The sequence below is a fragment of the Microbacterium murale genome (genome assembly GCF_030815955.1).
Classification (GTDB): domain Bacteria; phylum Actinomycetota; class Actinomycetes; order Actinomycetales; family Microbacteriaceae; genus Microbacterium; species Microbacterium murale_A.
In genome coordinates, this window is the sequence record NZ_JAUSXK010000001.1 from 2,926,976 (window position 1) to 2,946,613 (window position 19,638).

Consider the following 19,638-nt stretch of genomic DNA (forward strand, 5'->3'; position numbering starts at 1 on the left):
CGGTTCACATGAGCCTGAGAACGACCGACGACACCGAGGTGATCGTCACCGGAGTCTCGTTGTCCCGTCGCCGACGGCAACTGCGCAAGACCACGGAGTCTTACGCCTTCCTCTCGCCGACGATGATCCTGCTGTTCGTCCTGATGATCGTCCCGATCGTCATGGTGATCGGCTACTCGTTCCAGGACAATGTGATCCTGAACAAGTCGCCCGAGTTCGTCGGTATCGCGAACTATGTCGAGATACTCTCGGACCCGGGCTTCTGGAAGGCCACGGGTAACACGATCCTGTTCACGGTCGCCAGCGTGGTCGCTCATCTCGTGCTCGGCCTCGGCTTCGCAATGATGCTGAACAGCCCCCTGCTCGGCGGCTTCGCGAGGTCGATCTTCCGAGCCCTCTACGTGCTGCCGTGGCTCTTCACCGTCGCGGTGATCGCCGTGCTGTGGCGCATGCTCCTCGCCCCCAACGGCGTCGTCAACTTCCTGCTCAACACCGACATCGAGTGGCTCGCCTCACCTCAGCTGGCGCTCGGCACGATCATCTTCATAAACATCTGGGCGGGGTACCCCTTCTTCATGGTCAGCCTGCTGGCCGGGCTCCAAGGCATCCCGAACGAACTCAACGAGGCAGCGACTGTCGACGGGGCCGGCGCTGTCCAGCGCTTCTGGAACGTCACCATCCCGCAGCTGCGGCCGATCATCGTCAGCCTCGTGCTGCTCGACCTGATCTGGACTTCGCAGCAGTTCGCGCTCATCTGGATGACCACCGGCGGCGGTCCCATCGACGTCACTGAGGTGCTCAGTACCTTCACCTACAAGCTCGCCTTCGCCAAATACGACTTCTCACTCGCCGCGACGTCCGCAGTGCTGGTCCTTCTCATGTCGATGGTGCTCGCCGTGTTCTACGTGCGCCACCAGAAAGCGAGGGACTGATCATGGCTCTCACCGTAAAGACCCAGCGCACGGTCGCGAAGACCGGTGTCACGATCGGCCTCATCATCGGAGCTGTGTTCGCCGCGGGGCCTGTGCTCTGGATGCTGTCGAGCTCTTTCAAGTCGAACACGCAGATCTTCGAGATGCCGCCGCGGTTGATCACCGACACGTTCTCATTCGACGCGTACGTCGCGATCTTCACCAGCCCCGAGACGATGCGGTTCTTCCTCAACAGTTACATCGTGGCCGGTGCTGTGACTGTCCTGACGCTCATCGTCGCGATCCAGGCGGCCTACGCGTTCAGCCGCTTCGAGTTCAGGGGCAAACGCATCCTGAATGTCGTGATCGTCAGCGTGCAGGCGGTACCACCGATCACGCTGCTGATCCCGTACTTCGGCCTCATGGTCGCGCTCGGCCTCTACAACTCGTACCTGGGCCTGATCCTCACCTACATGGTGTTCACGTTGCCCTACGCGATCATCATGATGACCGGCTACTTCAACACTCTCCCGAAGGAGCTCGACGAAGCCGTGCGGGTCGACGGTGCCGGGTCCATGACCGCCCTATGGCGCATACTCGTGCCGATCTCCGTGCCCGGCATCGTCTCGGTCGGCATCTACACCTTCATGATCGCGTGGAACGAGTATCTGTTCGCGCTGACACTCACCCGCACGGTAGACATGCGCACCGTGCCGATCGGCATCCAGCTGCTCATGGGCCAGCACTCCTACGAGTGGAACCAGATCATGGCGATGAGCGTGCTCGGGTCCATCCCCGTGCTGATCCTTTTCCTCTTCTTCCAGCGCTACTTCATCAGCGGGCTCACCGCTGGATCCGTCAAGAGCTGATCCGTCCGCCCATACTTCGACCACCACGAAAACAGGAGAATTCACGTGCTCTACACCGGCAAATCCATCCTCGATGTCGCGAACGACCACAACTTCGCGATCCCAGCCTTCAACATCAGCGACTGGGCGATGTTCAACGGCATCATCGACGTCAGCGAGGAGCTGGCCGCACCGGTCATCATCGCGATCCACCCGGACGAGGTCTCGCACATCAGCACCGACCTGATCGCAGCGATGCGCTCGCGGGCACATCGCGCCAGCGTTCCCGTGGCGATCCACTGGGATCACGGCGGAACCTATGAGCAGATGATCGTCGCGATCCAGGCCGGCTTCACCTCGGTCATGATCGACGCGTCGCTGCTGCCGTTCGACGAGAACGTCGCGTTGACCCGCAAGGTCGTCGAGGCGGCCCACGCGGTGGGCGTGCAGGTCGAGGGGGAGCTCGGCACGATCGGCGCGAATGACAGCTACGGAGAGTCGGGTGCGGCCGAGATCATCTACACGAACCCGGCGGATGCCGTTCGTTTCGTCGAGGAGACGGGTGTCGACAGCCTGGCGATCGCCATCGGCACCTCGCACGGACTGTACCCGGCCGAGAAGAATCCAGAGTTGCGCCACGATCTGCTTGAGGAGATCAAATCGGCTGTCGGCATCCCGCTCGTGCTGCACGGTGGATCGTCGAACCCGGATGCGGAGCTGCGTCGTGCGGTGGAGCTGGGCGTCAACAAGATCAACATCTCAAGCGACATCAAGGTCTCGTACCACAATCGCATGCGTGAGATTCTCGGCACGGATGAGCGGCTGCGCGAGCCGAACGCGATCCAGCCCGAGCCGATCGTTGCCATGAAGGTGACAGCGGCTGAGAAGATCAAGCTGTTCGGTGCAGACGGCAAAGCCGAGCTGTACTGACCCACGGACTGGAGGGGCGATCGACGCATGATCGGCGACGTGGGCAGGCAGCTCGTGCTCGGACTCGGCGGCACCGTGGACTTCGAGTTGCGGTGGGATGCCCTGGTGTTCGAGAAGCTGGCGCGCGAGCACGGTGTGCGGCGGGACGAGTTGACCGCCACGGCGCCGATCGTTGATGAGCGGTCACTTCTGGTGACGATTCTCGCGTTCGTCGCTGTCGGGACGGGGGCGGAGCGCTTCGTCGCATCGTCTGAGGTGGTGGAGCAGTTCGCATCGCACTTCTCGTTCGACGTAACCCTGGGCGGCACCGGTGTCCGGGCCGGTCTCGTGCTCGACAGCCTCGGTTTCCCGAGCGTGCAGCACCTTGTGAGCGTCGACGACAATGTGCGGCGGCTGTTGCCGGCGCGGATCACGATCCTCTCCTCGGCCGTGAACGACACGCTCGACCCGCACCTGATCGTGCAGTACCCGGTCGGGGCGAAGGTGCGCCTCCTCGACGGCGACGTCGTCTCCCCGGCCGCGAATCGGCTGATCTTCGCGAACGATCCTCCGAACCGCGAGATGGCGATCGCCGCGTCGCTGCCGGATGCACTCGCCACGGCATCCGCGTTCCTGATCTCCGGCTTCAACACCATGCAGGATCATGACCTGCTCGAACGACGGCTCGACGACATCCTGCTCGCGATGCGGCGGATGCCGACGGATGCCCTGGTCTACTACGAGGATGCCGGCTTCTACACGAGGGATTTCGCCGAGACTGTGCGAGCTCGTCTGCTGTCCTACTTCGATGTGTACGGCATGAATGAAGACGAGCTGCAGGAGTACCTCGGTCATGCCGTCGACCTGCTCGATGCCCCCGACGTGGTGCGAGCGCTCCGGAAGATACAGGAGATCATCCCGGTCCCCGCGCTCGTCGTGCACACCAGGTATTGGGCGATCGCCGTCGGGGCGGATGCCGAGCGTCACCGCGATGCGCTAGAGAGTGCAGTGCGAGTGGCCGCCACTCGGTACCGCCTCGGCGATGGCTTCACCGCGGCACAGGCCGAGGCGACCGCGGACATGGACAGGCACCGAAGCGGCGCACGACTCGTGAGCGCGGTTGAGGCCAGCATGCCGGACGCCGCAGGGGTGCCGGCCTACGCGCTCGACATCGCGCAGCCCACGACAATAGGACTAGGAGACAGCTTCGTCGGTGGCTTCCTCTCCGCCTACGCATAGAACGGAGCTCAATGATGAACCCGATACGGCTCTCGTCGAACCGCCCGCCGGAACGCTTCTACCGAGGGGGCGCGCGTATCGACGCCTTTCGCGGCGAGAGCGGCGCGGCTGAACGGGTGCCGGAGGACTGGGTAGGCTCCACCACGACGGTCCACGGTGAGGAGGCTCTCGGTCTGAGCACGCTCGCAGACGGGCGGGTATTGCGCGACGCAGTGGAGGCGGATCCGGTCGCCTGGCTGGGGGTCGATCACGTGGAGCGCTGGGGCGCTGACACGCGACTGCTGGTCAAGATACTCGACGCGGGGCAGCGGCTCCCGGTGCATGCGCATCCGCACGATGACTTCGCGGCGATCCACCTCGGTCGCGCACACGGCAAGGCGGAGGCCTGGTACATCCTGGAGGGCGGTACCGTGCACGTCGGGCTCCGTGAAGACATCGACGTCACGCATCTCGCGGCCCTGGTTGCCGAGCAGGATGTCGATGCGCTGCTCGGTCTGCTGCATGCGATCGACGTGTCGCCCGGAGACATCGTCTGGGTGCCGCCCGGGGAACTGCACGCGATCGGCGCGGGTGTGCTGCTGATCGAACTGCAGCAGCCCGAGGATCTGTCGATCCTCCTCGAATGGGACGGCTATGCGCTCGATGGCTCCGAGAACGGGCATCTGGGCCTCGGATTCGATCTCGCTCTGACGGCGGTGAACATGTCCGGACGCAGCGTCGAAGACATGCGCGGCTTGGTGCTGACGGCGCCGGCTTCGGGCTCCGCATTCCCGAGCGATGCGGACGAGTACTTCCGGCTCGAGCGGATACCGGTCGACGGCATCGCGGTGATCGGGGCGGGCTTCTCGATCGCTGTGGTCACGAGTGGGACGCTCGAGATCGCAGGCGAGCAGTGCCGTACGGGGACCACGCTGCTGACGCCGGCGGCCGCAGGATCAGTCGAGGTTCTGGGGCGCGGGGAGGTGCTCGTCGCCCGACCACCGGCTGTGTGATCGCCGGGGATGGCACACCGGCCGCCCCGGGTAGACTTGACTTCATGCCAGAACCGAAAGCCGCCTCCTTTCCCAAGATCCGCGGGGCGCTGAAGTTCTATCAGATCGCATCGATCATTACCGGTGTCATGCTGCTTCTGCTGCTGGCCGAGATGATCCTGAAGTACAGCCCCATCCACGTCGAGCTGTTCGCCGGCGGCTCCGGCGGCCTCCTCTGGTTCGCGCCGGTCATCGTCGGTGACGGATGCCAGTGGTTTTCGCTGTTCGTGCCGGGGGGCATGGGCTGCGACCTCGTCTCCGCAGGCGACGGAGCGAACCTGTCGCTGTTCATCCTCGTGGCGCACGGCTGGTTCTACGTCGTGTACCTCTTCTCGGTCTTCCGTCTGTGGAGCCTGATGCGGTGGCCGTTCTCGCGCTTCATCACTCTTGCGCTCGGCGGCGTCATCCCCGCGCTCTCGTTCATCATGGAAGCCAAGGTCTCCCGCGAGGTCAAGGCGTATCTCGCATCACGTGAGGCGGCCATGGCCGCCGCAACTTCAGAAACCCAGGAGGCAGCGCGATGAGCGCCGACACCGCACAGCGTCCCGTCCTCGTCGTCGACTTCGGCGCGCAGTACGCGCAGCTCATCGCCCGCCGCGTCCGCGAGGCGGGCGTCTACAGCGAGATCGTGCCGCACACTGTCAGCGCCGCGGACATCGCAGAGAAGAACCCTGTCGCGCTGATCCTCTCCGGCGGCCCGTCATCGGTCTACGAAGAGGGCGCCCCTTCGCTCGACGGCGACATCTTCGACCTCGGCGTGCCGACTCTCGGCATCTGCTACGGCTTCCAGGTGATGGCTCGTGCACTCGGCGGCGAGGTCGCCAACACCGGGCTTCGCGAGTACGGTGCGACGGATGCTGCGCTCACCGGCGATGGCGGCGTGCTGCTCGGCGGACAGCCGGACACCCAGAACGTGTGGATGAGCCACGGCGACCAGGTCGCCAAGGCGCCAGAGGGATTCGAGGTCCTCGCATCCACCGCCGACACCCCCGTCGCTGCCTTCGGCAGTGCGGAGAAGTGCTTCTACGGTGTGCAATGGCATCCTGAGGTCAAACACTCCGACCACGGCCAGGAGGTCATCGAGAACTTCCTGCACAAGGCTGCAGGGCTCGCCGCCGACTGGAACAGCGGCAACGTCATCGAGGAGCAAGTCGCCCGCATCCGCGAGCAGGTCGGTTCCGCCCGCGTCATCTCCGCTCTCTCCGGCGGCGTCGACTCGGCGGTGTCCACGGCCCTTGTCCACAAGGCGATCGGCGACCAGCTCACCGCAGTGTTCGTCGACCACGGGCTTCTCCGCAAGGGAGAGCGCGAGCAGGTCGAACAAGACTACGTCGCCTCGACCGGCGTGCGCCTGATCACGGTGGATGCCGCTGACACGTTCCTCGGCCACCTCAAGGGCGTCAGCGACCCGGAGCAGAAGCGCAAGATCATCGGACGCGAGTTCATCCGCGCCTTCGAGAAGGTGCAGCTCGACCTGGTCGCCGAGGCCAAGGCAGAGGGCGAGCCGATCAAGTTCCTCGTGCAGGGCACTCTTTACCCCGACGTGGTGGAGTCCGGCGGCGGCACCGGAACGGCGAACATCAAGTCGCACCACAACGTCGGCGGCCTGCCCGAAGACCTCGACTTCGAACTGATCGAGCCGCTGCGCACCCTGTTCAAGGACGAGGTGCGCCAGATCGGGCGCGACCTCGGTCTTCCGGAGGCGATCGTCGGGCGCCAGCCGTTTCCGGGGCCGGGCCTCGGAATTCGCATCGTGGGTGAGGTCACCGCTGACCGTCTCGAGATTCTGCGCGAGGCCGACGCCATCGCCCGCGAAGAGCTGACCAAGGCCGGCCTCGACAACGAGATCTGGCAGTGCCCCGTGGTTCTGCTCGCCGACGTGCGCTCGGTCGGTGTGCAGGGCGACGGCCGCACTTACGGACACCCGATCGTGCTGCGCCCGGTCTCCAGCGAAGACGCCATGACGGCCGACTGGACCCGCCTGCCGTACGACGTGCTCTCTAAGATCTCCAACCGCATCACCAACAGTGTGCGCGACGTGAACCGCGTGGTGCTCGACGTCACGTCGAAGCCGCCGGGAACCATCGAGTGGGAGTGACGTGGGCGGGACCAGCGTAGGTTCCGTGTTGCCGGATGCAGAGTACCTGGTGCTCTCCAGCCGGCTGATCCCCGATCTCGACGGCGGCTACACGATCGCGACGTTGTCACGCGCCAGGCTGCTCGCCGCTGCGGGCGTCGCCGACGGCGCAGGTCCGCTGCTTCTCACGTTCGATCCTGCAGAGGCGGCGTCGCACGCCGCGCATCGTGCGACGTTCGCACGGCGTGGGGCGATCGCCGATTCGGCGCGCATGCGCAACTTGTTCGATGAGGCGGTGTCTGCTTCGGGCGGCGCGGCCGCATGGCTGCGCGACGCGGCGTCCACGGACAGGTCGAGGGTCGTGCCCGAGCGCGAGTACCGCGTACTGCGCGACACTGAGGATCGCCCGTTCGCCGCACTCCCCGTGATACCGGGCAACCCGGACTGGCATCTCACCGACGAACCTGTGCTCGTCTACGACGAGACGGCACAGGTGGTCGGCGGTGTGGTCGGCTTCCGCGGCCTGTACGCGGCGTGGCTGCGCCACGTCACGGCGGCGTCGGGAGAGAAGCCGATCGTGGTCATCTGCGAATCACGGCAACTGGGTGAGCTGATCGCCGATTGGGACGATCCGCGCGTGCGCATCATCCACACGATCCACACCATGCATCTCGAGGCGCCGTACACGCCGGATGCCGCCATGAACGCCCTGTGGACGCGCTGGTTCGCGCTCGCCGACCGATTCGATGCGGTGGCGTGGCCGACCAGGACGCAGCGGGATGACGTCGTCGCCAGGTTCGGAGCGGATGCGAATCATGTCGTGATCCCCAACGCAGCACCCGCTCCCGAGGCGACGGCGGCCGAGCGGGAGCCGGGGCTCGTCGTGGTGCTCGGACGTCTCGCGCCGGGTAAACGCGTCGATCACTCCATCCGGGCGTTCGTGCGGGCCGATGTCCCGGGATCCCGCATGGAGATCTGGGGCGGGGGAGCAGAGCACGATGCGTTGCAGGCATTGATCGACGAACTCGGCGCCGGCTCCCGCGTCATGCTCGCCGGTCATACGGATGCCCCGGGGCGGGTGCTGGATCGTGCCTCAGCCGTCGTCACCTCCACGGCGTTCGAGGGGCAGGGGCTGTCGATCCTCGAGGCGCTGCTCCACGACGTGCCGGTGATCTCCTATGACGTGCGTTACGGTCCGGGCGACCTGCTGGCGGCAGGAGGAGGGATCCTCGTTCCCGATGCCGACGAGGTTGCGCTCGCCGATGCCCTGCGCCTGGTGCTCACCGATTCCGAGCTGTATGCGCGTCTGGTCGCCGAGGCGCCGGTCGCGGCATCCGCATGGAGCGCCGAACACGCGACCGAGGCGTTCGCGGTTACTGTGCGGGATGTACTCGCCGCGCCGCCCCGACGCTGATCTCAGAATTTTTTCCCGGAGATGTCGATCCGCCCCTTTCCCGTTCGACGTCTTAGTGAGAGGGTCGAAAACGATCCCCCGAACCAAGGAGAAAATCATGAAGTTCATGCTGATCATGCGCGCGGACGACTCGGGTGTCGATGCATACAAGGAGATGCCGTTCGAGCAGATCATCGAGGCGATGGGCAAGTACAACGAGTCCATGATGAAGGCGGGCGTGCTGCTCGCTGGCGAAGGCCTCACCGACGCGGCCGAAGGATTCGTCGTCGACTACTCTGCAGAGGCCCCGCTCATCACAGACGGCCCCTACGGGGAGACGAAGGAGCTGTTCAACGGCTTCTGGATCATCGAGGTCTCCACACGCGAAGAGGCAGCGGAGTGGGCCAAGCGTGCACCGCTCGGACCCGGTGCCTTCCTCGAGGTGCGTCGGGTCACCGAGATGGAGGACTTCCCAGCCGACAACGAGTGGATCCAGAAGGAAGAGGGCTGGCGCGACGAGCAGGCACAGCGCGCGCAGCAGTCATGACCGATCAGCCGGGCGATGCGATGGAGCGTTCCACCACCAGCGTGGAGCGCTCCATCGCCGCGGTCTGGCGCATCGAGTCGGCGAAGATCGTCGCGACGCTCACGCGCATGGTCGGTGACTTCGGCCATGCCGAAGACCTCGCCCAGGAGGCGCTCATCGATGCGCTGCGGCAGTGGCCGGCCGAGGGCGTGCCGCGCAATCCTGCCGCCTGGCTCACGGCGGTCGCGAAGCGCAAGGCGATCGACGGATGGCGCCGCCAAGAGCGCCTCGATGACAGGATCGCCGTGATCGCTCACGATCTCGAGCGCGAGCAGGCGGATGCCGCGGATGCGGATCCGTGGGATCCGGATGCGATTGACGACGATGTGCTGCGGCTCGTCTTCGTCTCGTGCCATCCGGTGCTGTCGCGCGAGGCTCGCGTCGCCCTGACTCTCCGAGTGGTCGCTGGTCTGTCCACCGAGCAGATCGCACGGGCCTTCCTCGTGCCCGTCGCCACTGTGCAGCAGCGTATCGTGCGCGCGAAGAAGACGTTGTCGGCGGCGAACGTGCCCTTCGAGGTACCGCCGCGTGAGGAATACGCGGAGCGGTTGAGCGCGATCTTCGGCGTGCTCTACCTGATCTTCAACGAAGCCCACGCCGCAAGCAGCGGCGCGGACTGGATGCGACCCGATCTCGGTGAAGAGGCCATCCGTCTCACCCGTGTACTCACGGCACTGGTCCCGAAGCAGCGCGATGCCCACAGTCTTCTCGCATTGATGGAGCTCACCGCCGCACGCTTCCCGGCACGAGTGGATGCGAAGGGGGAGCCGGTGCTGCTGGGCGATCAGGATCGTTCGCGCTGGGATCGCGGCCGCATCTCCCGCGGCCGCGCCGCTCTTGCCGCTGCCGATGCCCTCGGGGGTGGGCGCACGGCGTATGGACTCCAGGCGGCAATAGCCGAATGCCATGCTGTCGCGGCATCCGTCGATGACACCGATTGGGACCGCATCGTGGTGCTCTACGAGGCACTGGGTCGTATTGCACCCTCGCCTGTCGTCGAGTTGAACAGAGCCGCTGCGGTAGCGATGGCCACCGGACCGGCATCCGCCCTGCGCATCATCGACCGGCTCGCGGCATCCGACGCCCTCAGGGGCTATCACCTGCTGCCGGCGACGCGAGGCGAGATGCTGCTTCGTCTGGGGCGCAGAGAAGAGGCCCGTTCCGAGTTCGCTACGGCCGCGAGACTTGCGGGGAACGAAAGGGAACGGGCCCTTCTGGAGGCGAAAGCCTCCGAGTAGTCAGATCTAGTCGGTTACTTTGTTGCCGCGGCCGACGATCAGACCGTAGATCAGCAGCACGATGATCGCGCCACCGATCGCGAGAGCCCAGGTGGACAGGCTCCAGAACTCGTTGAGACCGACTCCGAAGATCATTCCGCCGATCCAGCCGCCGAGCATTGCGCCGACGACGCCGAGGAGCAAGGTGACGATCCAACCGCCACCCTGCTTACCCGGCAGGATCAACTTCGCGATCGCCCCAGCGATCAACCCGAGGATAAGAAATGCGAGGAAACCCATGATATAAATCCCCTTTCTGTAGCGGTGAGCCAACTATGCTCCTTGAATTGCACAAAAACCACCCCCTTGTGCGCGAGTCCCGAATATGGAAAAGGCCCCAGCTCCGAAGAGCTGGGGCCTTTCATCGAACTTTTTCGCGGTCAGTTACTCCCGCGGGCGATCGCGATGATGCGCAGGATCTCGATGTACAGCCAGACGACGGTGACCATGATGCCGAAGCCGCCGACCCACCCGTACACGCGGGGTGCGCCGTTGCGCACGCCCTGCTGGATCTGGTCGAAGTCGAGCACGAGCGAGTACGCGGCCATGAACACGACGAGAACGCCGATGATCAGGCCGAGCGGGATGCCCATGATCTCCACGCTGCGCAGACCGAACGCGTTCTGGTTGATGCCGGTCCACATGAGAACGAGGTTCAGCAGAGAGAAGACGAGGTAGCCGACCATGGCGATCATGAAGATCTTGGTCATCTTCTTGGAGGCGCGGATCTTGCCGCTTGCGAAGAGTGCCAGGGTCACGCCGACGACGGCGACCGTGGCGAGCGTCGCCTGGACGACGATCCCCGGGTAGAGGAGCTCGAAGAACGCCGAGATACCACCGACGAACACGCCCTCAAAGGCGGCATACGCGAAGATCAGCGCGGGGCGCACCTTCTTGCGTGAGGTGAAGGTGATGATCATCGCGAGGACGAAGCCGCCCAGGGCGCCGACGATCATCGGAAGCATCGATACGCCCGCGGTGGGGTCGACGCTGACACCGCCCAGTGTCCACACCCAGCCGACGACGGCAGTGACGAGAAGGATCGCGAACAGTCCGGCCGTCTTCCAGACGGTGTCCTCGACGCTCATACGGTCGGTTTCGATGGCACCGGCCGGAGGTGCGGCGTACATGCCCTCGAGCTGCGCGTTGGCGGCAGCATCCATGCCCGCATGCGCGAGCGATGCGGTCTGCGCGTTCTGGGCGCCGGCAGCACCGGGGTAGGTCGCTACGTTGCGCGGATCCTGCTTCTGGAACGCTGGATTGTTGAATGCGAAATTGCTCATGGTGGGCCTCACTCCGAGTGGGTCTTAAGGTCGCTTTCCTCAACGATACCGGGCTTTTTGATGTATGGGGTGTTCTACGCTGAGAGCATGCCCAGGAGGTCTCCACTCGTCATCGGCCATCGTGGTGCGCCGGGTTACCGCCCGGAGCACAGCCGGTCCTCGTACGAACTCGCCCTCGCGATGGGGGTGGACGCCGTCGAGCCCGACATCGTCGCCACGAAAGACGGTGTGCTGGTCGTGCGTCACGAGAACGAGATCTCAGGCACCACCGATGTCGCGACTCGTCCCGAGTTCGCCGACCGGAAGACGACGAAGCGCGTCGACGGGCAGGCCCTGACGGGGTGGTTCACCGAGGATTTCACCTGGGACGAGATTGCGACGCTGCGCGTGACAGAGCGGATCCCGACGGTGCGCACGGCCAGCGCGACGTTCGACGGAGGCCAAGGAGTACTGCGGCTGACAGACCTCCTCGACATCGTGCGCGCCGGCTCCGTCGAGCACGGGCGTGAGATCGGCGTCGTGCTGGAGATCAAGCACGCCACTTACTTCGCGAGCATCGGCCTCGATCTGGTTCCGATGATCATTCGAGACCTCAGGGCAGCGGGATGGGCCGACGGCGAACTTCCCCTGATCATCGAGGCTTTCGAATCCACGGTCCTGGCGCAACTGCGAGCAGCATCCATTCCCGCGTCCTACATCTATCTGATCGAGGCATCCGGCCGTCCGTACGATCAGCTCGTCGCGCATGGCAAGGCCGCAGCGACGTACAAGGCGACGGTCACACCGCACGGCTTGGACGGACTCGTCGGAAAAGTCGACGGCATCAGCCTCAACAAGCGGATGCTGCTCGCCAAGGGGAACACGATCGTCTCCGACGCCCATGCCAGAGGCCTGAAGGTGTTCACCTGGACCGCTCGTCCGGAGAACTCGTTCCTCGCTGCCGAGTTCCGCAGCGACGGGGGCAAGGGGGCGTTCGGCGACTACGAATCGGAATGGGCGGTGCTGGCGGACGCCGGCATCGACGGGGTCTTCGTCGATCATCCCGACCTCGGCGTCGCGTTCTTCCGCGGCTGAATCCGCCTGCGCGCACGGCTGGGACTGCTCGCGCGTTCGGACCGGGCCGCCGGTCGGACATGGCTCGTTCACGTGGCGTACACGCTCTCGACTCCGAAATTTAAGCCCGACTCGATGGTCTGGACGCATCCCGTCCCCTTCCTGACCCTGGAGTCACATGTCCCGCATGCAACGCGGGCTCGCGACGACGGCAGTGTGCGCAATGAGCGCCACCCTGCTGCTCGCAGTCCCCACCTCTGCCATCGGTGCCGAGGCGCCACTCGGCGTCCGCATCAACGAAGTCGTCTCCAATGGAGGCAGCCCAGACGACTGGATCGAGTTCTACAACCACTCGGACAGTGACGTCGACCTGAGCGGCTACATCGTCCAGGACAACAGCGACAAGAACCCGTACACGTTCCCCGTCGGGACGATTGTGACGCCGGGGGCATACCTCGTCATCGATACGCTCTCCGATGCGGGCGAGGGTGACTTCGACTTCGGGCTCGGCAAGGGCGACAGCGTGCGTCTGTTCGCGCCGGGCGACGCCAACGGCGCTGAGCCGCTGCTGCAGACGACCTGGCCCGTAGACACGCACGCCGTGCCGAGCTGGGGCGTGCAGGATGCGGGCGGCGAGCCGGTCTGGAGCATCACCACTGCATCGACCAAGGGCGCGGAGAACACCTTCGAAGTCGTTCCCGAAGAGCCGGAAGAGCCGGAAGAGCCCGAGACACCGGTCGCGGGTGCGGTCTTCATCAACGAGGTCGACTCGCAGCCCGCCGACTGGGTGGAGTTCTACAACCCGGGCGAGACGGCACTCGACGTCTCGGGATACGAGATCCGCGACAACTCCGACGACCACCGCTGGCAGTTCGCGCCGGGCACGTCGATCCCCGCAGGCGGATTTCTGCTCGTGGAGGAGGGCACGATCGGCATTGTGAACGGTGTCGAGACGGCCTTCCGCGATCCGATCGGCATCGGCTCCGCCGACCGCATCCGGCTGTTCGACACCTCCGGTGCGATGATCGACGACACCCTTCCTTGGGAGGGACATGCTGCGATCGACGGCGACTTCGCCGCCGCGACGCTCGCCCGCTGCGTCGACGGTGTGGGAGCCTTCGCGCTCGCGACGCCTACACCCGGAGCATCCAACACGTGCGTCACCCCCGCCGTCGTGATCAATGAGATCGAGTCGAACGGCGATGCGACCGATTGGGTCGAGGTACACAACACCGGCACGTCCGCCGTCGACATCTCCGGTTGGAGCGTGATGGACGACAAGCCCGCCGACCACGCGAGCGAGACCACTCCACTGCCCGCCGGCACGGTGCTCGCCGCCGGTGGATACTTCGTGTTCGACCAGCCGGTGAACTTCGTGTTCGGCCTCGGCGGCGGCGACACCGTCACGGTGCGCGACGCGAACGGCAAGACCGTCGCCGAGCACGTATACGCCGATCACGCGAAGGGCGTCTGGGCGCGTTGCGGCGACGAGTTCATCGATGCCGCCGTCTCGACCAAGGGCGCGGTGAACGACTGCGAGGACGGCGGTGACGGCGGCGGCGAGATCGATCTCGCACCCTGGCCGGGATCCGCCGACGTGCGGGTGCTGGACAGTGCTCCGATGTTCCTCGAGGACAGCTCAGGACTCGACGTCCAGGAGACCGCCGACGGTGCCTTCCTCTGGGCGGTCGACAACGGCGAGGGGCGAATCTGGAAGCTGAAGGCCGCGGCCGACGGCTCGGTGTCGATGGTCGACGGCTGGGCCGACGGCAAGCGCGTGCGCTTCCAGAAGGATGCCGCCGATCCCGGTGCTGCCGGTCCAGACACCGAAGGCATCACCACCGACGCCGACGGCCTGGTGTACGTGGCATCCGAGCGCGACAACAGCGCCAAGGGCGTCAACCAGAACAAGATCCTGCAGGTCGATCCGGACGGTTCGTCTGAAGACCTCGTGGCACTGGCCGAGTGGGACCTCACCGCGCTGCTTCCGGCCGTCGGTGCGAACCTCGGCATCGAGGCGGTCGAGTGGGTGCCGGATGCTGCGCTCGCCGGAAAGCTGTTCGATGACAACGCGCAGGCGGCCTACGACCCGGCGACGTACTCCGGCAAGAACGACGGCCTCTTCTTCGTCGCAGTCGAGGACAACGGCGGGGTGTACGCGTTCGCACTGACCGCCGACGGCTCGGCGGAACTCGTCTCGACGATCGATCCGGGCCTCGCAGGCGTCATGGCGCTGGACTACGACACGGTGCTCGGTGTGATGTGGGCCGTGTGCGACGACGGATGCCACGGAGCCTCCGCGCAGATCACCCTCAACGGCACTGCCAAGCCGGGCATCGCGCACTTCGCACGTGCGGCGGGCCTGCCCGACATCAATAACGAGGGGTTCGCGACGGCTCCGGCCTCGCTCGCGTCGAACGGGCAGCGTCCGGTGTGGTGGTTCGCCGACGGGTTCGCCTCCGAGGCGCTGCGCACCGGCACGTTGCCGGCTGGCGGCGGTGGCGAAGGCCCCGGTGAAGGTCCCGGCGAGGGTCCGGGCGAGGGTGGAAACCAGCCGGGTCCGTCGATCGAGCCGCTGCCCGGCGATGAGATCGTCGACGGCAACCGTGGGGGAGCGACGGTCGACAAGACGTCCGTCGCGCCTGGCGAGCAGGTGACGATCACGGTTGCGCAGCACGCCGGCGCCGACGTCGAGGTGTGGATGTACTCCGATCCGACGTTCCTCGCCGACGGCTCGCTGAATGCCGCGGGAGCGATCACGATCACGATCCCGAAGGATGCTTCACCAGGTGCTCACCGTCTCGCGGTCTACTCCGCGAACGGCGAGCTGCTGGGCTGGGTGAGCATCCAGGTCACGGCCGCAGGCGGCGGGCTCGCGGTCACGGGTTCCGAACTCCCGGCGGGCGCACTCGTGCTCGCACTGGGACTCCTGCTCGCCGGTGCGATCGCAGTGACCCTGCGTCGCCGGCGGCAGACGGCCTAGCCGAACACCGCTGAGGGCGCGTGGAGCCGATCGCTCCACGCGCCCTCAGCGTCTGCGCCGATCGATCAGTGCTTCGAATCGAACGGGCCTCTGCGGGTCGAGACGATGTCCTTGCCGAGCGGCATGAGCGAGATCGGCACCATTTTGAAGTCGGCGATTCCCATCGGGATGCCGATGATCGTGATGCACAGGGCGATGCCGGAGACGATGTGCCCGATCGCGAGCCACCACCCGGCGAGGACGACCCACACCACATTGCCGAGGAAGGCTCCGACCCCGCCTCTGGGCTTCTCGATGATCTGCCGCCCGAACGGCCAGAGGGCGTAGCCGGCGATGCGGAACGAGGCGATGCCCCAGGGGATCGTGACGATCAGGATGCACAGAATGATGCCTGCGAGCATGTAGCCCAGGAACAGCCAGAATCCGGACAGGACCAGCCAGATGACGTTGAGTATCGTGCGCATTGTTCTTCCCTTCTCTCAGTGCAGGTCGCGTCGCACGCGCCGACCGGACATGCTCTCGATGCGGAACCGCAGCGGCAGCACGCGCTCGCTGCCGGCCCACGGTTCGCGGCCGGTGATCGAGGAAGCCTCCTCGTCGCTCATTGTCGATATCCGTCCGTGCATCAGCACACTCCATCCCGTGCCTGCGAGGTCGTCGTGAAAGTCGATCTCGAACGCGACGAGCGAACTCGCATCGCCCGCGCGTCGCAGGAGGCCGTCGGAAGACGTGCGTATGAAGAGATCATTGCCTGACACGGCATAGTTGACCGGAAAGATCTGGACGCGCTCGTCCGCGACAAAGCCGATCCTTCCCACCGTCGTCGTGGTCAACAGCTCTCGGCACTGCTGCTCCTGCAGTTCGCTGATCATGTCTTCCTCCTATGCGGATTGCTGACGGGCGTTTGCGGCCCAGCCTGGACTCGTAACGTCATGGAGGAACGAGCCGTCGATGCGGAGTGACGCGATGCCCCACGAGATCGTGACGATCAGGCGCATGGCTCGATTCTGACACCCGCGGCCGAGAGCGCGCTGGGCATGCTGATCATTCGGATTCGTCTGGCCAGTACCTTGCTGTGCCGTCCTCGTTGTAGCCGAATATCGGCGGCGCGGCGGGGTGTTCGGCCGGAGGGAGCTTCTGTAACTCGGGTCGGTCGCCCGCCGTACCGGGAAGCGTCAACTCCGAGAGCGTTTGGGCGTCGCCGGGTTCGCAGGTGCTGTCGGCGTAAACGGTGGCGGAGTCAAAGAGTTCTCCGGGGCTGAAGTCGATGGTGATGCGTTGCACGTGGGCGTCGGGTTTCGCGGCTTGGATGGCGACGTTGGGAACATCACCGGTGTAGGTGCGGGTCTTGATGTCGGTCCACCCGTTCTCATCCAGCCATGCCCCGATGCGATGCGCGGCCTCGGCCGGTGTGCCGTCGATCCGCCATCCTTCGGGAGTGCCACGGGTCAGATCGAACTGGTAGCTGCCGTCACCGCAGGCCGAGGGGGCATCTCCGTATCCCAGGATTCGCCAGTCCCCGTCAAGGATCTGCAGTTGCACCTCGGCGACAGCGGCCTTGTATTCGAGGTTCACCGTCCTGGCCTGCTCGAACAGATCCTCATCGCTCACAGATTCCCCACATCCACTCAACACCAGCAACGCACTCACGGACACGGCGATCAGCCCCCACCGACGAGGTCGCATCACTGCACGGCCTCCTGGGCCGCAGCAGCGTCGACGAGGTCGATGATCGTCTGCTTGAAGGATTGTGACATCGGGTCAAGATACCCGACCGCCTCGTCATCCATGACGGGGACGGGGTCGCCGGTCAGTGATGGTTCGAACCCGTCGAAGCGGTAATACCACTCCGTACTGCGCTGAGAGTTGTGACCCTCGGTGCGCTCTCCGTGCTCCCCGGTCCCATCGCCGTAGCCGGGCACCCACCCTCCGTCGGCGCTGAACACTTCGACGCCATCGATCTCGCGAGGGTCGATCGAATGCTCGGATACCGGCCAGCGGCCGATCGGGGCGATGAAGTCGTCTTCCGCGTGAGTCGCATGCAGAGTCAGGAAGCCGTCGTCGATCTGGCTGCTCAACACTCTGGCGGTGTCGTCGGTGACGCCGGCGGACCCATAGAGCCAGACGTTGTCGACCAGTCCTGGGTTATCGGCGACCATCTGGGTTCCCGATGTCGTGCCGAGGGAGTGCAGGCCGAGATTGAGCTGCGCGTTCGGATTGTTCGCCTCGAAGCCACGGAGCAGCTGCGCCATCCGCTCTGCACCGGCGTCCGGGCGCTCGATGTTCCACACGTTGCCTGCGTCACCGGAATCCCACTCCATGAAGAGGACGGTCGCCGTCCCCGCTGAGGAACCGTGCTTGCTGAGCTCCCATTCGAGCTGCTGCTGCATTGCGATCGCGCTGCCTGACCATTCGCCGAGCTGACCCATGTCTGTCGCGATACCGTGTGTCAGCGTCGTGATCTGGTCGGCCCTGTCGACGTCGCCGAACCCGATACTCGCCCGCGGGCTGCCGTCGTCGGTCTCTAAGAAGAGGGACAGCAGCGACAGCGGCGGGTCGTTCGTCTGCATCGCCCGATCAAGCATGTCGCTCAGTTGCGACAGCTGCTCCCTTTGCGTGTCGCTCAGCTCCCCGGCGAGCAACTGCCTCAAGGTCTCGCGATTGAACTCGGTCTTGTCTGCCGCGCGCAGTCCGTTGAGGTTTCCGATGGCGAACGGGGCGAGGGCGAAGAGCTGGGCCAGCGGTCCGGTCGCCCACGCGCCCTCCCCGTCGGATCCACGAGAGGACTGAACTTCAAGGCCCTCCCACAACCGGATGGCCCGATCTGGGGCGACGAAGCCGACCGCGCTCGCGAAGTCGGGATGCGACGCGATCCACGCTTCGACCGTCGATCTGTCGGCAGTACTCAGCCATTCGAGTCGAGCCGCAGAGGCGTCGGACAGGGAGAGCTCAAGACGCTCCGCCAGACCTAGGTGCGTGATCGGTCCCATCGGATACGACGTCTCCACGACGCCCCAGTACGTCTGAGATACGCGCAGCGGCTCACCCCAAGCGCCGCGCACCTCGTCTCCGCCACTGATCCTCTTCAGCTCGCCGGCGATCGATTCCTCGGCATCATCGATGTCGCGGCGAAATCGCTCGATGTCGGACTGCAGATCGCTGACCGCGCGGTCGGCGGAATCCGCCGCGTGCAGGGCGTCCATACGATCCGCACGTGCGCTCGTCGTCGTCGACGAGTCTGGATCCCTGTCGAACGCCGCCCAGTAGGCGGTCTCCGCCGTCTGAGCATCCGCCTGCGCGTCGGCATGTTCCTGGTTCACCGTGATGATCCGTGCGGCCAGCTCCTCACGGCGCGTCTTCAACGAGGGGAAGACGTATGTCGCGGCATCCGACAGCACGCGGCGGCCCTCGAACATGGCCGTGACGAAATCCTGCATGGACGCGGTTGGCGGGTCCAGCATGATCGCCGCGCCTTCGGCACCGGTCACGTCGAACACCTCCGGAATGCGTTTCCAGCGCTCCTGGGCATCCAGCATCGCCGACTGCAGTGTCGTCGCGGCAGAGGTGATCTGCTCCACGAGAGCCTCAACAGCCGCAGCATCGAGCACGTGCGGAAGCGACGCCGAGACCGCGCTCACTGGTACGACCCCGCAGTGATATAGGCCGCGCGAGGCGCAATGCCCCAGGCATCCTCGGCGTGCTTCTCCGCCGCCGAGATGTTGTCCGCCATCTGCTCATCGCCCGCGACGATCGCGACAGTCGCCTCGCCCACTGCCGCCGCTGAACCGCTGACCGAATGCATGAGTTTGCCGGGAACGAGCCGGCGCTGCGACATGAACGATTCCCAGGCGGAGGAGAGCACGGTGCGTCCGTCCGCGGTCAGAGCCGCCCCGCCGCTCGTTGCCGCATCGTCGATGCCGGTGTATGCGCTCTCGAACTGCGGACCCAGGTCGTCTATCCCGGCGAGAACGCCGAGCACGCCATCCGGATCGACCCGCCACTGTCCCAACGCGACCCCCCGATCGTGCGCGGATCGCGCAACTCCGGC

The 19,638-nt window shown here is 65.5% G+C and carries 19 protein-coding genes; 12 read left to right on the forward strand and 7 right to left on the reverse strand.

Annotation, left to right across the window (positions count from 1 at the left end; all coding sequences use genetic code 11):
- Positions 1–8: 8 nt before the first annotated feature.
- The 10 genes from QFZ46_RS14200 (at position 9) to QFZ46_RS14245 (ending at position 10,232) form a co-directional block, all read left to right on the forward strand.
- Positions 9–932 (forward strand): carbohydrate ABC transporter permease, encoded by a 924-nt coding sequence (locus QFZ46_RS14200; RefSeq protein ID WP_307362627.1) that lies wholly within the window; start codon positions 9–11, stop codon positions 930–932.
- A gap of 2 nt (positions 933–934) precedes the next feature.
- Positions 935–1,780 (forward strand): carbohydrate ABC transporter permease, encoded by an 846-nt coding sequence (locus tag QFZ46_RS14205; RefSeq protein WP_307362629.1) that lies wholly within the window; start codon positions 935–937, stop codon positions 1,778–1,780.
- A 45-nt stretch (positions 1,781–1,825) separates the two neighbouring features.
- Positions 1,826–2,689: a ketose-bisphosphate aldolase gene (locus QFZ46_RS14210; RefSeq protein WP_307362631.1), complete on the forward strand. Its 864-nt coding sequence runs from the start codon at positions 1,826–1,828 to the stop codon at positions 2,687–2,689.
- 39 nt (positions 2,690–2,728) lie between these two features.
- Positions 2,729–3,907 (forward strand): ADP-dependent glucokinase/phosphofructokinase, encoded by a 1,179-nt coding sequence (locus QFZ46_RS14215; RefSeq protein WP_307362632.1) that lies wholly within the window; start codon positions 2,729–2,731, stop codon positions 3,905–3,907.
- An 11-nt stretch (positions 3,908–3,918) separates the two neighbouring features.
- On the forward strand, positions 3,919–4,899 hold the full coding sequence (locus QFZ46_RS14220; RefSeq protein WP_307362634.1) for a class I mannose-6-phosphate isomerase: 981 nt from the start codon (positions 3,919–3,921) through the stop codon (positions 4,897–4,899).
- 44 nt (positions 4,900–4,943) lie between these two features.
- Positions 4,944–5,462, forward strand: a complete 519-nt coding sequence (locus tag QFZ46_RS14225) for a DUF3817 domain-containing protein (protein ID WP_307362637.1) — start codon at positions 4,944–4,946, stop codon at positions 5,460–5,462.
- Entirely contained in the window at positions 5,459–7,036 is a 1,578-nt protein-coding gene (gene guaA, locus QFZ46_RS14230) for a glutamine-hydrolyzing GMP synthase (protein WP_307362638.1), read from the forward strand. Before QFZ46_RS14225 ends, guaA begins: the two co-directional genes overlap by 4 nt.
- 25 nt (positions 7,037–7,061) lie before the next feature.
- On the forward strand, positions 7,062–8,429 hold the full coding sequence (locus QFZ46_RS14235; protein ID WP_307362641.1) for a glycosyltransferase: 1,368 nt from the start codon (positions 7,062–7,064) through the stop codon (positions 8,427–8,429).
- A gap of 97 nt (positions 8,430–8,526) precedes the next feature.
- Entirely contained in the window at positions 8,527–8,955 is a 429-nt protein-coding gene (locus QFZ46_RS14240; protein WP_307362643.1) for a YciI family protein, read from the forward strand.
- A complete protein-coding gene (locus QFZ46_RS14245; RefSeq protein ID WP_307362645.1) occupies positions 8,952–10,232 on the forward strand; it encodes an RNA polymerase sigma factor in 1,281 nt (426 codons plus the stop codon). The genes QFZ46_RS14240 and QFZ46_RS14245 overlap by 4 nt, the downstream gene beginning before the upstream one ends.
- Positions 10,233–10,238: 6 nt before the next feature.
- Here QFZ46_RS14245 and QFZ46_RS14250 read toward each other — a convergent pair whose 3' ends face one another.
- Together QFZ46_RS14250 and QFZ46_RS14255 are read right to left on the reverse strand one after the other, a co-directional pair.
- Positions 10,239–10,511, reverse strand: coding sequence for a GlsB/YeaQ/YmgE family stress response membrane protein (locus QFZ46_RS14250; protein WP_307364617.1), 273 nt, complete (start codon positions 10,509–10,511; stop codon positions 10,239–10,241).
- A 140-nt stretch (positions 10,512–10,651) separates the two neighbouring features.
- A complete protein-coding gene (locus QFZ46_RS14255) occupies positions 10,652–11,554 on the reverse strand; it encodes a Bax inhibitor-1/YccA family protein (RefSeq protein ID WP_307362647.1) in 903 nt (300 codons plus the stop codon).
- An 87-nt stretch (positions 11,555–11,641) separates the two neighbouring features.
- Between QFZ46_RS14255 and QFZ46_RS14260 the strand changes: the two genes are divergently transcribed.
- On the forward strand, positions 11,642–12,628 hold the full coding sequence (locus tag QFZ46_RS14260; protein WP_307362650.1) for a glycerophosphodiester phosphodiesterase family protein: 987 nt from the start codon (positions 11,642–11,644) through the stop codon (positions 12,626–12,628).
- Positions 12,629–12,830: 202 nt separating this feature from the next.
- On the forward strand, positions 12,831–15,590 hold the full coding sequence (locus QFZ46_RS14265) for a lamin tail domain-containing protein (RefSeq protein ID WP_307362653.1): 2,760 nt from the start codon (positions 12,831–12,833) through the stop codon (positions 15,588–15,590).
- Between the two features lie 65 nt (positions 15,591–15,655).
- On the opposite strand, the gene QFZ46_RS14270 is transcribed toward QFZ46_RS14265, so the two are convergent.
- The 5 genes from QFZ46_RS14270 to QFZ46_RS14290 all read right to left on the reverse strand — a co-directional run bounded on the left by QFZ46_RS14270 (position 15,656) and on the right by QFZ46_RS14290 (position 19,599).
- Positions 15,656–16,054: a YccF domain-containing protein gene (locus tag QFZ46_RS14270; RefSeq protein WP_307362658.1), complete on the reverse strand. Its 399-nt coding sequence runs from the start codon at positions 16,052–16,054 to the stop codon at positions 15,656–15,658.
- A 15-nt stretch (positions 16,055–16,069) separates the two neighbouring features.
- Positions 16,070–16,462 (reverse strand): pyridoxamine 5'-phosphate oxidase family protein, encoded by a 393-nt coding sequence (locus QFZ46_RS14275; protein ID WP_307362661.1) that lies wholly within the window; start codon positions 16,460–16,462, stop codon positions 16,070–16,072.
- Positions 16,463–16,634: 172 nt separating this feature from the next.
- Positions 16,635–17,201: a hypothetical protein gene (locus QFZ46_RS14280; protein ID WP_307362663.1), complete on the reverse strand. Its 567-nt coding sequence runs from the start codon at positions 17,199–17,201 to the stop codon at positions 16,635–16,637.
- A gap of 74 nt (positions 17,202–17,275) precedes the next feature.
- Entirely contained in the window at positions 17,276–19,228 is a 1,953-nt protein-coding gene (locus QFZ46_RS14285) for an alpha/beta hydrolase (RefSeq protein ID WP_307362664.1), read from the reverse strand.
- Positions 19,225–19,599, reverse strand: coding sequence for a DUF6507 family protein (locus QFZ46_RS14290; RefSeq protein WP_307362666.1), 375 nt, complete (start codon positions 19,597–19,599; stop codon positions 19,225–19,227). The genes QFZ46_RS14285 and QFZ46_RS14290 overlap by 4 nt, the downstream gene beginning before the upstream one ends.
- Between the last annotated feature and the right edge of the window lie 39 nt (positions 19,600–19,638).

What these genes read in the sequence shown, in the direction of transcription:
- QFZ46_RS14205 (WP_307362629.1), top strand. Translation starts at nt 935, where the DNA reads ATGGCTCTCACCGTAAAGACCCAGCGCACGGTCGCGAAGACCGGTGTC.
- QFZ46_RS14255 (WP_307362647.1), bottom strand. Translation starts at nt 11,554, where the DNA reads ATGAGCAATTTCGCATTCAACAATCCAGCGTTCCAGAAGCAGGATCCG.
- QFZ46_RS14250 (WP_307364617.1), bottom strand. Translation starts at nt 10,511, where the DNA reads ATGGGTTTCCTCGCATTTCTTATCCTCGGGTTGATCGCTGGGGCGATC.
- QFZ46_RS14245 (WP_307362645.1), top strand. Translation starts at nt 8,952, where the DNA reads ATGACCGATCAGCCGGGCGATGCGATGGAGCGTTCCACCACCAGCGTG.
- QFZ46_RS14265 (WP_307362653.1), top strand. Translation starts at nt 12,831, where the DNA reads ATGAGCGCCACCCTGCTGCTCGCAGTCCCCACCTCTGCCATCGGTGCC.
- QFZ46_RS14275 (WP_307362661.1), bottom strand. Translation starts at nt 16,462, where the DNA reads ATGATCAGCGAACTGCAGGAGCAGCAGTGCCGAGAGCTGTTGACCACG.
- guaA (WP_307362638.1), top strand. Translation starts at nt 5,459, where the DNA reads ATGAGCGCCGACACCGCACAGCGTCCCGTCCTCGTCGTCGACTTCGGC.
- QFZ46_RS14260 (WP_307362650.1), top strand. Translation starts at nt 11,642, where the DNA reads ATGCCCAGGAGGTCTCCACTCGTCATCGGCCATCGTGGTGCGCCGGGT.
- QFZ46_RS14225 (WP_307362637.1), top strand. Translation starts at nt 4,944, where the DNA reads ATGCCAGAACCGAAAGCCGCCTCCTTTCCCAAGATCCGCGGGGCGCTG.
- QFZ46_RS14200 (WP_307362627.1), top strand. Translation starts at nt 9, where the DNA reads ATGAGCCTGAGAACGACCGACGACACCGAGGTGATCGTCACCGGAGTC.
- QFZ46_RS14220 (WP_307362634.1), top strand. Translation starts at nt 3,919, where the DNA reads ATGATGAACCCGATACGGCTCTCGTCGAACCGCCCGCCGGAACGCTTC.
- QFZ46_RS14270 (WP_307362658.1), bottom strand. Translation starts at nt 16,054, where the DNA reads ATGCGCACGATACTCAACGTCATCTGGCTGGTCCTGTCCGGATTCTGG.
- QFZ46_RS14240 (WP_307362643.1), top strand. Translation starts at nt 8,527, where the DNA reads ATGAAGTTCATGCTGATCATGCGCGCGGACGACTCGGGTGTCGATGCA.